The organism is Paenibacillus sp. ICGEB2008 (assembly GCF_000307675.1).
In the GTDB taxonomy this organism is placed as follows: Bacteria; Bacillota; Bacilli; order Paenibacillales; family Paenibacillaceae; genus Paenibacillus; species Paenibacillus polymyxa.
On record NZ_AMQU01000007.1, the window covers coordinates 784,233 to 796,053 of the forward strand.

At 43.0% G+C, this 11,821-nt stretch carries 9 protein-coding genes and 1 tRNA gene; all 10 read left to right on the top strand.

The window, feature by feature from the left end; translation table 11 throughout:
• The first annotated feature begins 1 nt into the window (after position 1).
• The 10 genes from ilvN (at position 2) to C400_RS0108325 (ending at position 11,535) form a co-directional block, all read left to right on the top strand.
• On the top strand, positions 2 to 487 hold the full coding sequence (gene ilvN, locus C400_RS0108275; protein WP_013370080.1) for an acetolactate synthase small subunit: 486 nt from the start codon (positions 2 to 4) through the stop codon (positions 485 to 487).
• A 163-nt stretch (positions 488 to 650) separates the two neighbouring features.
• On the top strand, positions 651 to 1,643 hold the full coding sequence (gene ilvC / locus C400_RS0108280; protein WP_013309387.1) for a ketol-acid reductoisomerase: 993 nt from the start codon (positions 651 to 653) through the stop codon (positions 1,641 to 1,643).
• Between the two features lie 124 nt (positions 1,644 to 1,767).
• Positions 1,768 to 3,309 (top strand): 2-isopropylmalate synthase, encoded by a 1,542-nt coding sequence (locus tag C400_RS0108285; protein ID WP_017426632.1) that lies wholly within the window; start codon positions 1,768 to 1,770, stop codon positions 3,307 to 3,309.
• Between the two features lie 204 nt (positions 3,310 to 3,513).
• Entirely contained in the window at positions 3,514 to 4,590 is a 1,077-nt protein-coding gene (gene leuB / locus C400_RS0108290; protein WP_017426633.1) for a 3-isopropylmalate dehydrogenase, read from the top strand.
• Positions 4,591 to 4,912: 322 nt separating this feature from the next.
• Entirely contained in the window at positions 4,913 to 5,452 is a 540-nt protein-coding gene (locus C400_RS0108295) for a peroxiredoxin (protein ID WP_013370083.1), read from the top strand.
• 260 nt (positions 5,453 to 5,712) lie between these two features.
• A complete protein-coding gene (locus C400_RS0108300) occupies positions 5,713 to 6,129 on the top strand; it encodes a hypothetical protein (protein ID WP_016820546.1) in 417 nt (138 codons plus the stop codon).
• Between the two features lie 338 nt (positions 6,130 to 6,467).
• Positions 6,468 to 7,571 carry an ATP-binding protein gene (locus tag C400_RS0108305; RefSeq protein WP_016820545.1) on the top strand — a complete coding sequence of 368 codons (1,104 nt, stop codon included), beginning with the start codon at positions 6,468 to 6,470 and terminating at the stop codon, positions 7,569 to 7,571.
• A gap of 342 nt (positions 7,572 to 7,913) precedes the next feature.
• On the top strand, positions 7,914 to 10,055 hold the full coding sequence (locus tag C400_RS0108315) for a putative bifunctional diguanylate cyclase/phosphodiesterase (protein WP_017426634.1): 2,142 nt from the start codon (positions 7,914 to 7,916) through the stop codon (positions 10,053 to 10,055).
• 107 nt (positions 10,056 to 10,162) lie between these two features.
• Positions 10,163 to 10,233, top strand: a tRNA-Gly gene (locus tag C400_RS0108320).
• 264 nt (positions 10,234 to 10,497) lie between these two features.
• Positions 10,498 to 11,535, top strand: coding sequence for a pectate lyase family protein (locus C400_RS0108325; protein WP_017426635.1), 1,038 nt, complete (start codon positions 10,498 to 10,500; stop codon positions 11,533 to 11,535).
• The last annotated feature ends 286 nt before the right edge of the window (positions 11,536 to 11,821 follow it).

Here is an 11,821-nt window from a genome sequence, read left to right on the forward strand (position 1 = left end):
AATGACGACAAAAAATACCATTGCTGTACTGGTAAATGATCATCCCGGCGTTTTGCAACGTGTATCTGGACTGTTTGGTCGCCGTGGCTTCAACATTGAAAGCATAACTGTGGGTCAATCGGAGGAAGTTGGATTATCCCGTATGGTCATTGTGACTGTAGGAGATGAGAACAACCTGGAGCAGATTGAAAAGCAGCTTTACAAGCTGGTTGATGTGATCAAGGTCATCGATCTCAGTTCCAAGCCGATGGTTGCTCGGGAATTGGCAATGATTAAGGTAAAGGCTGAACCGCCCCAGCGACCAGAAATTATGGGCGTGGTAGAAACGTTCAGAGCAGCTGTAATTGATGTTGGAACGACGAGCTTAATCGTTCAGGTGATTGGCGATACCGAAAAAATTGATGCAATGATCGAATTGCTGAAGCCTTATGGTATTCGCGAGTTGACCCGAACCGGGGTTACAGCTATGATACGTGGCAATGCATAATATGAAGCTTTAACGATTTACCGCTTATAGCGCATTACATCATTAAAGAACCGCCCGCATAAGAGCGGGTGCTCGAAGAGATTTTTAGATACCAATCATGAGGCGAAGTCTCTTGGAGTACCCGCTCATTATGAAGGGTCCAATTAAAAGGAGGAAATTAACCATGGCAGTTACAACGTACTACGAAAAAGATGCAGAACTCAGCGTATTGAAAGGAAAAACAGTGGCCGTAATTGGTTATGGTAGCCAAGGACATGCTCAAGCACAAAACTTGCGTGACAGTGGTGTAAATGTTGTTATTGGTTTGCGTGAAGGCAAATCAGCTGATGTCGCAAGAAACGACGGTTTTGAAGTTCTGAACGTAGCTGATGCAACAAGCCGTGCAGATGTGGTTCAAATTTTGTTGCCTGATGAAACTCAAGCTTCTGTCTACAAAAATGAAATCGAACCTAACCTGAAAAAAGGCGCAGCACTTTTGTTCTCCCATGGTTTCAATGTTCATTTTGGACAAATCGTAGCTCCTAAAGATAGCGATGTATTGCTGGTTGCTCCAAAATCCCCAGGACATATGGTACGTCGTACCTATGTAGAAGGGTTTGGTGTACCGGGGTTGATCGCAATTGAGCAGGACGCAACAGGTCAAGCCAAGGAGATCGGTCTTGCATACGCAAAAGGCATTGGCTGTACACGTGCGGGCGTAATTGAAACCTCCTTCCGTGAAGAAACGGAGACGGACCTGTTCGGTGAGCAGGCGGTATTGTGTGGCGGTGTGAGCGCACTCGTAAAAGCGGGCTTTGAAACATTGACTGAGGCAGGTTATGCTCCTGAGATGGCATACTTCGAATGCTTGCATGAGCTTAAGCTGATCGTTGACCTGATGTATGAAGGTGGATTGGCAACAATGCGTGATTCCATCAGTAATACAGCAGAATATGGCGATTATGTAACTGGACCACGTGTGGTAACAGAAGATACGAAGAAAGCCATGAAGGATGTATTGACTGACATTCAACAAGGTAAATTTGCTCGTGACTTCATCCTTGAAAATCAATCTGGACGTGCATTCCTGACGGCTACTCGTCGTAATGAAGCTAACCATCCGATTGAAGTAGTGGGCGGACAATTGCGTGAAATGATGCATTGGATCAAAAAGTAATAACCTTTTGTACTATAAGCTCGACAATATGAATTATTTATAAATATTAATTACAATGCGGCCCTGCTTATTGCGTGAGCCGCATTGTAATTTAAGGGTCCAAATCCTGAGGAGGTGCGTTAGGTTGCGCAAAATATATATATTTGACACAACGTTGAGAGACGGAGAACAGTCACCTGGCGTGAACTTGAATACTCGTGAGAAAGTAGAGATCGCTCATCAGTTGGAGAAGCTGGGAATCGATCGTATGGAGGCTGGGTTCCCAGCTGCTTCTCCGGGTGATCTCGCGGCTGTTAATGCAGTAGCAAAAGCTGTAAAAAATTCGACTGTTATTGGCCTTTCGCGTGCAAGGGAACAGGATATTGATGCGGTTCGCGAGGCACTTAAGGGAGCACAGGACCCGTGTATCCATATCTTTTTGGCAACCTCTCCAATTCATCGTCAGCATAAGCTGCGGATGGAGAAGGCACAGGTACTGGAAACGGCCCGTGCAGCCATTCGTTATGGATTGAAGTATTTGCCAAAAGTGGAGTTTTCATTGGAGGATGCAGGGCGAACGGAGCTTGATTTTGTGGTTGAAATGGTCACCATGGCTGTACAGGAAGGGGCTTCTGTCGTCAATATTCCAGATACGGTAGGTTACCTAACACCATACGAATACGGAAATATATTCAAACATATCAAGCAAAATGTGGTTGATGTGGAGAAGATTCAATTGAGTGCACATTGCCACAATGACTTGGGAATGGCTACTGCTAATACGCTTGCTGCCATCCTGAACGGTGCAGATCAGATTGAGGGAACGATTAACGGTATCGGTGAACGTGCTGGAAACACGGCCATTGAGGAAATCGCCATGGCACTGGAGACGAGACAGGAATTTTTCCAGGCCAAAACGTCTCTGCAACTGTCTGAAATTGCACGTACGAGCCGTTTGGTTAGCCGTTTGACGGGGATGGTAGTGCCGGGCAACAAGGCGATCGTGGGTGCTAACGCTTTTGCGCACGAATCAGGTATTCACCAAGATGGCATGCTGAAGGAAAAGACGACCTATGAAATTATGACACCGGAAAGTATCGGTCTGAAAGAAAGCAAGCTGGTACTGGGCAAGCATTCAGGGCGTCATGCTTTCCGGGAGCGTTTGGTTGAGTTGGGCTACGAATTGAACGAAGAAGATTTGAATCGCGCTTTTGGGCAGTTTAAGGATTTGGCTGATAAGAAGAAGGAAGTATCGGACGATGATATCCTGGCATTGCTGGAAGAAAAATTGGCCGATGCACCTGAAGTCTTCAAGCTGGAAACCATTTTCGTAACTTACGGGAACAAGGCTACGCCTTCCGCACAAATACGCCTGGTTAACGATGAAGGTCAGGTGATCGAGACAGAAGCTGAAGGAAATGGTTCAGTTGATGCGATCTATAATGCGATTGATCAAGCCAGCAGCGAGAGTGTTGTACTTTCTGATTATTCCATCAAATCTGTTACCCATGGCAAGGACGCTCTAGGTGAAGTACATGTGGTGCTGACTCAAAACGGAATATCTGTACAGGGACGCGGGGTAAGCACTGATATTTTGGAAGCAAGTGCACGAGCTTATGTGGATGCACTGAATGGTTTGATCGACAAGCGTAAAAATTACAGCAATCGCGTAGATTATAAATCCTAAGTTTATACAAGCCTATGAAATGAATATAGACAGGATCGGGTGTTACCGGTCCTGTTTTCTTATTCTCTAATGAAAAAATCAGCTTATAGGCTGAGCCTATTGAATTGATAGATTCTATATCTTGGTCAAAGCCCTGCTTTATATGTTACAAAGAAGGTATGAGAAATACGGCTGTATGGCTGTATAACAAGAGGAGTGTACGTGATGGCAGACGTTAAAAAGATTGCAGTAATAGCGGGAGACGGAATCGGACCTGAAGTGGTCGCAGAGGCAGAGAAAATTTTGAAACGTACGGAAGAAGTATTTGGCCTTTCATTTGAAACAGAGCATGCGCTGTTCGGCGGGATTGCCATTGATAAGAAAGGGACTCCATTGCCGGAAGAAACACTGGCCGTATGCCAATCTGCAGATGCCGTGCTGTTGGGAGCGGTAGGAGGACCACAATGGGACAACAATCCTAAGGAGCTTCGTCCTGAAACCGGATTGCTCGGTATTCGCAAAGAGCTTGGTCTGTTTTCAAATCTTCGTCCTGCTGTTGTTTTCGATTGTCTTAAGGACGCATCTACTTTGAAACCAGAGGTACTGGAAGGAACGGACTTGATCGTGGTGCGCGAACTGACGGGCGGCATTTATTTCGGTGAGAAGTATAGACGAGAGAGTGCTCAGGGTGAAGAAGCGGTCGATACTTGCGCATATAATGTAACAGAAGTAGAGCGTATTGTTCGTCAATCCTTCGAAATTGCACAAAAACGTCGCAAAAAACTCGCATCGGTGGATAAGGCTAATGTACTGGAAACTTCCCGTCTATGGCGTGAAGTTGTTAACCGGGTCGCTGTAGATTACCCAGATGTCGAGCTTGAGCATGTATTGGTCGATAACTGTGCCATGCAATTGCTGCGTCGTCCATCCAGTTTTGACGTCATTGTAACCGAAAATATGTTTGGTGACATTCTTAGTGATGAAGCAGCTATGCTGACTGGGTCCATCGGTATGCTCTCCTCTGCATCACTGGGAGAAGGCAGCTTCGGTCTGTACGAGCCGGTGCACGGCTCAGCACCTGATATTGCTGGTCGGGGACTGGCGAACCCCATTGCAACGATTTTGTCCGTTGCTTTGATGTTCCGCCTCACCTTTGGGTACGAGAAAGCAGCTGACGCTATCGAGAAGGCGGTAGCTGAGGTACTGGATGCAGGACACCGTACGGCAGATATCGCAGTGGATAAATCACAAGCGATCTCGACAACTCAAATGGGCGATTTGATCGCAGCAGCTATTCGCTAAAGTCCCCGGAAACGTACTTGTTCTGAAAAAAAGCTTCCTATTATATAGTGAGGTTATACAGTATAATTTTATAGCAAATGTTTGACACAGTAGCTCCTGAGTATTCAGGAGCTACTTGCATATCAGAAAGCTGTTGAAATGTGAATAAATTGTGAATTTTTAAGCTAGTTTAAAATAATTATAAAAAAGTAATGGTTACAATATTGACTTTGATTTCAGCGAATGATAACATTTATCAAGTAGGTTGTTTATTACAATACAGATGATTGAGGAAAGCACAATTGGTGTTTTTCTTACATATTTTAAAGGAGGATTTCACATTATGGCAGAAAGATTGGTAGGAAGACCCGCACCTGATTTTGCATTGGAAACAGTATCTGGAGACGGTCAAGAATTTGGCTCGGTGAAACTTTCCGATTACCGTGGCAAGTGGCTCGTATTTTTCTTCTATCCACTGGATTTCACGTTTGTATGCCCAACAGAAATTACAGCATTGAGCGATGCAGCTGACCAATTCAAAGAGCTGGATACTGAAATTTTGGGTATCAGTGTAGACTCCGTGCACAGCCACAAAGCATGGATCAACACAGCTAAAGAAAACAACGGTCTGGGCAAACTGAACTTCCCGTTGGCTTCTGACATCACGAAAAAAACAGCAAGCGACTATGGCGTTCTGATCGAAGAAGAAGGCGTTGCATTGCGCGGCTTGTTCATCATTGATCCAGAAGGCGAACTGAAATATCAAGTGGTTAACCACAACGATGTAGGCCGCAGTGTAGAAGAAACATTGCGTGTACTGCAAGCTTTGCAATCCGGTGGCTTGTGCCCAATGAACTGGAAACCAGGCGATAAAAATCTGTAATATTAGCTTTACAAGTTGAACTTAAACAAGCAAGCCCCCAACAAGCGGTTACTTTACCGTTGTTGGGGGCTTGCTTGCCTGCACTATGCAGCCGAAGATATAGGAATAGCCTGTCTGATTCATGTAATACAGAGTGAAGTAACAAATAATTATGGAAATGTTGTTGTGTTCTGGAGGAATTTTGCCTGATGAAAGCGAATAAGGTATTGTAGAAGATAAACAAGGCAGAACAGGTTTTGTTCAGAGGAGGCTGAGCCCGGATGAGTTATTGCTGTGGAGCAAGCATGGTAGGAACCAAGGGAACGCTGAAGCATTACCGCACCCAAGTCCATAATGTTCCTTTGCTGTTTTGCCCGGTATGTCGTCGCATTGAAGTTCATTATAAAGTCGAAAATGAGTATGAAATTTTGGCTGAGTATGCACATGGAGATGGGGCATCCGAGATTGATTTTCAGGATTATGTCATGGAAGACGATGATACGATATTTGAAAATTGTGTAAATCGTGAGAGTGAAGATGCAGTTGAAATTGTGAAGCGCCAAATTGACATGTCGCTGGATTTATTGACGGTAGCCAAACAAATGAATGATGAGAAATGGCAGGGAGAGCTTAAGAGAAGACTGGCTGTTATGAGTCAAAGACGATCCCGGCTTCAACATAATAAGAGCGGCAGTTGACATCCTACACACCAAAGAAGCTCTCAAATCTGGAGAGCTTCTTTGGTGTGTAGGGCGCTTATTTTTTAACTTATTTTTTTTATTTTGTAATGTTGCGCAGATATTATGACGAAAGAAAATAGGATAAAAATGTGGATTCGACACTTTTTCCGATTGACTGTGATCCTTAATCTTGTCTATCATAAAATAAGACTCGAATCGAAAAAAATGGTCGGAGTTGATTGAAACTGTTTTTTACACCATTTGAAGGGTGATCGATAGATCCCTTTCTCTTCTTCAAGAATATTACACGTCCGATACGGCCAGTTTATCATTCCGATACAAGGGGGAAGCCTGGCATGATCAGTGAATTCCAAGAAGCCTTGCTTGATACCGTGGGAGCTTGCCCTTCCACACAGATCGCCAATAATAAGTATGAAAATGTACTGGAGAACCTGGATAGTGGTATCATGCTGTTTGACAGTGACGGGGTACTGACCTTTATTAACGTGCAAATGGCGAGATTACTGGAGCTACCACGTAGTTCGCTCGCGGGTCGCAACCTGATGCAAATTTTGCATCATCCTGAGTTAAGTCGGTTTAAGAAGAAGAAAATCATGCGGATTTATAAAGAAACTATCTTTCATAGAAAGCGCTATCATGAGTTGATTGATGAGTATGGTCGGCATTGGTTGATAACAGTGACCTACGGTGATCAGATGGATGGCGATTTTTTGTTTAGTGTAAAGGATGTGTCGGATTATAAGCAGATTGAGCAGACGGCGTATCAAAACGACAAGCTGGCGATGCTAGGACGTATTTCGGCCTCTATCGCCCATGAAATCCGTAACCCGCTTACTGCAATCCGGGGTTTTATTCAATTGCTTCGGCCGCACTTGGTGGAGTTGGGCAGGGATGAGTATGCCCGCATTATTTTAACCGAAATTGATCGTGCGAACGACATTATTTACGAGTTTTTAAATTCGTCCAAGCCTTCGGCTCCGCAAAAAACGGCAGTATCTGTGATGGGACTGTTGAAAGAAGTAGTGATGCTGACAGAAAGCGAGGCGTTGATGAAGGGCTGCCAGATCGCACTGGATGAAAATGATGAACTCATGAAGGTTTCCATTGACGTGAAGCAGATTAAGCAGGTTATCCTCAATATGATTAAAAATGCGATGGATGCCATTGAAAGCATCAGCGGGGAACGAGAGGGATGCATTGATATCCATACCGTGCTTGAGGGCTCTTATGTGCACATTTGCATTGAGGATAACGGCTTAGGTATGGATCACAATACATTGGCGCGTTTATTCGATCCTTTTTTTACAACAAAAGAAAGTGGAACCGGCTTGGGATTGGCTGTGAGCTATCGTATTATCAAAAATCACGGAGGCTTCATTCATGTAGACAGTAAACATGGAAGCGGTACACAATTTAAAATCACACTTCCTGTAGTCTAATATGATGAGATTTTCGCAGAGGGGTCCTGTACATACTATTTCTGTTGTGGTGTGCAGCGTTGGGGTATAGGTATCACCTATTTGAAAAATGTCATCTGAAGCGCATGATCTGAAAAGATGATGCGCTTTTTTGGTACTGTAAGCATGTGCATTTGCATAAATGCGAAAATAAATTCATGAATATAGAACAAAAAAATGATTCACCTTTCACAGATTAAATGCTATTATATACCAGAATACAACATTTTTTTTTGATACTATAGACTTAAACAACGGCTTCCAAAGCTGTCAAACGTCTTAGATGATCGGAATCTCCGATATGCAGGGGGCTGAAGAGGCTGAATGAATATACGGCTGGAAGTAAAAAAAACGATAGGCATTGGAATTGCCGCCATAGTTTTATTTGTCTTAGTGCAGTTATTTCACGTAACTTTGAATAAAATATACTCCTATAATGTATTTTTCTTGTTATATCCGATTATAGGATTTGCCTGTGCGGCGATTTGTTTTTCTATTTTTTATCAATCCTGGTCCGTTTTGCTGGAACAGTTAACCTGGCAGAGACTTCTTATTGCCCCAACGTTTTTGGTGGCTGGTCTGCTTTGTCTTGTTCATATCGTTTCGTTTAGTTTCGTAAGCCTGACGGACTTTGCTTTGTCTCCGGGCATTTCGTTGTGGCTGCTGTTTGTAAATCGTGCCTTTACCTCGGTCATGCTCTTATTCGTTTGTTCCCTTCCATTTAGAAAGACGAAGTCTGAATACAAGACAGTGGCTTTGTGGGCAGGGATAGGCTGCACGTTGCTGATTCTAGGAGTTATTAAGGCATATGATGCAGGCTTACCGGATCTACGTATACGGTACGAATTAGGTAACCTGGGCTGGACGTTGAATCTGGTTGTCATGATACTGCTGGTACTCACATTTATTTTTGGAGTACGAAAATATCGGAAAGTTCGCCCCGCGGAATTGGGCATGTTGCTTATGGTTCGTGGGATTGGGCTGTGTGTTGTGAGCCAGTTGTTCTATTTATTTGCTGAGCAAATGAGTGATATCAATCATCTTATAGGACTTTTGACTAACGTGATTGCATTTTATAATTTGTTGAGCGGTCTAGTCCGGCTTATGGTTCTGGTTCCTTATCGGAAAAAACAGGCGGCAGAATCTGAGTTTAATCATATTGCTTATAACGATGATATAACAGGCCTTCCCAATCGCCGTCGTCTTTCCCAGCGCCTGGATAAAATATTGCGCAATTCACTGAAATCTGATGAGACAGTAGCGCTTTTAGTGCTAAATATTGATCGTTTCAAAGCGATTAATGATTCGCTTGGGCATACGGCAGGCAATTATTTGCTGTATGCGGTAGGCGAACGCTTGGGGCATTTTTGCCGCGAAGGGGAAGCGGTCTTTAGCATGGGTGGAGATGAATTTGCCTTTCTTCTAATGGGCTACGAAGATTCAGATGTCATGAGAAATCGTATTGATGATATGGTGAAGCTGTTCGATCAGCCGTTTGATATTAATGGGGAGTCTTATCATGTGATGGTGAGCGTTGGCATAGCTTTGTACCCGTCGGATGCGAATCAGAGCGAACAACTTATTCAACAGGCGGATACTGCTGTACATAGTGCCAAGGAGCAAGGGGTGAATTTTCAGCGGTATGCTAGTGCGATGCAGATGCGAGCGCATGAAAGACTCCAGTTGGAGAATGATTTGCGGCGTGCGCTTGAAAATGAAGAATTTTCATTGGTGTATCAGCCACGTGTCCACCTGCAAAGTGGCGAGCTAACGAGTTTGGAAGCGCTGGTGCGTTGGAATCATCCTCATCGCGGGATGGTGATGCCGGGTGATTTTATTCCAGTAGCTGAAGAAAGTGGCCTGATCGTGCCCTTGGGGGAATGGGTGTTGCGTGAGGCATGTCTCCAAAATAAGCAGTGGCAGGAGCTGGGGTATCCATCGATTCCGATTTCGGTCAATTTATCCATGCGCCAATTCCAGCAAAAAAAGCTGGTTGATGTCATTTGGGGCATTTTGTCCGATACGGGACTGGAGGCACGCTATTTAGAGCTGGAGATTACCGAGAGTATGACTTTTGATAAGGACCGGGCCTTTGAACAGTTGAAAAAAATAAAAGCTATTGGTGTTGCAATCAGTATTGATGATTTTGGAACGGGTTATAGCTCATTGCATTATTTAAAAAATCTTCCGATTGATCGTCTGAAAATTGACCGGTCCTTTGTAAATGAGGTACTGGTTGACAGCAAAAATGCGGCCATTGTATCTACCATTGCCTCTATGGCTCACCATTTAAAGCTGAAGGTTACGGCTGAAGGGGTGGAGAATGAGGAGCAGCTTCATTTTTTGCAGGCGCAGGATTGTCATGAAGGTCAGGGGTATTATTTTAGCCGTCCCATTCCGGCAGAAGTTTTTGAAAAATTGTTTTTACGTAAACCTGTGAATTGGCTGGCTCAGGATGGCGTCTAGTAGGCTTGCATTTTACAAAAAGGTAAGTTATACTAAATACCATCCTGATTCAGTTAGTTGACAAAGGTTTGTGCATGTCATACATAAGAATCAAGATGTTATATAATGCGGGTGTAGTTCAATGGTAGAACTTCAGCCTTCCAAGCTGATAGCGTGGGTTCGATTCCCATCACCCGCTTACGATTTTTAAAATTTCGAAACCCTTGTGACTCAAGGGTTTTTATTTTGTTTGCAATAAGAATATATTTTAGCCGGGATACCAATGGGGGATCCCGGCTTTTTGCGTTCCTGCGAACTATTTTCACGCTGATAAATAATACAATATTAAATATTTTTCTTATATGCTATAAATAAACAGATAAAAAGAACTATTTACCATTTTGCGAAAAAAGTATAGTCTCGTAAATGGAATTTAATATAAAAAAAGGAGGGTGTAGCTGCGATGAGAAAAATCTCTTTTCTTTTAGCTTTAGCCTTTGTGTTTTTTACTTTTTCAACAAGTGCTACGTTCGCTGCGACTGATTTCCCAAATACGTCGACGAATGGCATGATTGGTTTTGCTGGACAGGCTAAAAGCGAAACGGGAGCTTCAAAGCCTGCTACAACAGGGGGCAAAAATGGTCAGGTCATCTATATCAATAATCTAAACGAATTGAAAAATCAGCTAGGGGACTCAACACCTAAAATTCTGGTCATCGAAAAGAATATTTCTGCTTCTTCTAAAACCGTGATCAATATTGGTTCCAACAAATCGCTAATCGGCTCTTATGCGCAAAATAAGCTAATCAATATTCATTTGAAAACAACAGCTAACTCGGGAAATGTGATCTTTCAAAATTTAACTTTTGAGCACAGCGCCAGCATTAATGGTAACGATGATATCCAGCTATATCTTACTGCGGGCACAAATTATTGGATTGATCATGTTACTTTTGCAGGTCATAATTATAATGCAAATGGCTCGGATCTGGACAAGCTTTTGTACATAGGGCAATCGGCTGATTATGTAACCATTAGCAACTCCAAATTTGCTAATCATAAATATGGCCTTATTCTGGGTTATCCAGATGACAGCAATAAAAATTATGATGGCATGCCGCATATTACAATTGCTAATAATTATTTTGAAAACTTACTTGTACGCGGTCCAGGTCTGATGAGATATGGATATTTCCATGTGAAAAATAATTATATTAATAATTTTCAGTTGGCTTACACAATAGCAACCAATGCACGAATTTATTCCGAAAATAATTATTTTGGAAAAGGTAGTGAAAAGGGTGGTATTCTGGATGATAAAGCCAATGGTGAATTTAAAGATGTAGGTAGTTTTCCAGCCATCACCAACCAAAAATCGCCTGTGACCCGATGGAATCCGAGCAAGAACTACAGTTATCAAGTTCAAACCCCTGAATATACTAAAGAATTTGTAACTAAGTATGCAGGTTCGTCCAATACAACGTTGGTATTTGGAAAATAAAACTGGTATTGCAAAAATACTGTGATCTGCTATACTGACTGCAAGTAAGTATCCCATAAAAAGGAAGGTGACCATACGTCCGATGAAGTAAGCACACTGATTTTCCCACTCAACTGCACGTTACTGGCAGGCGGCTGCAAGCTGCAACGGGAGAAGTGTGTCTGAAATGAAAGTAGGGACGTATGCGTATATTTCCGAAACGGGATTTGTTTTTTCGTTCGCGGTGTTATTTTTCATATGCATAAGTTCTGAAATAATTCATAGCAGTCATTCTATTTTCCTGTAT

What these genes read in the sequence shown, in the direction of transcription:
- ilvN (WP_013370080.1), top strand. Translation starts at nt 2, where the DNA reads ATGACGACAAAAAATACCATTGCTGTACTGGTAAATGATCATCCCGGC.
- ilvC (WP_013309387.1), top strand. Translation starts at nt 651, where the DNA reads ATGGCAGTTACAACGTACTACGAAAAAGATGCAGAACTCAGCGTATTG.
- leuB (WP_017426633.1), top strand. Translation starts at nt 3,514, where the DNA reads ATGGCAGACGTTAAAAAGATTGCAGTAATAGCGGGAGACGGAATCGGA.
- C400_RS0108295 (WP_013370083.1), top strand. Translation starts at nt 4,913, where the DNA reads ATGGCAGAAAGATTGGTAGGAAGACCCGCACCTGATTTTGCATTGGAA.
- C400_RS0108300 (WP_016820546.1), top strand. Translation starts at nt 5,713, where the DNA reads ATGAGTTATTGCTGTGGAGCAAGCATGGTAGGAACCAAGGGAACGCTG.
- C400_RS0108305 (WP_016820545.1), top strand. Translation starts at nt 6,468, where the DNA reads ATGATCAGTGAATTCCAAGAAGCCTTGCTTGATACCGTGGGAGCTTGC.
- C400_RS0108315 (WP_017426634.1), top strand. Translation starts at nt 7,914, where the DNA reads ATGAATATACGGCTGGAAGTAAAAAAAACGATAGGCATTGGAATTGCC.
- C400_RS0108325 (WP_017426635.1), top strand. Translation starts at nt 10,498, where the DNA reads ATGAGAAAAATCTCTTTTCTTTTAGCTTTAGCCTTTGTGTTTTTTACT.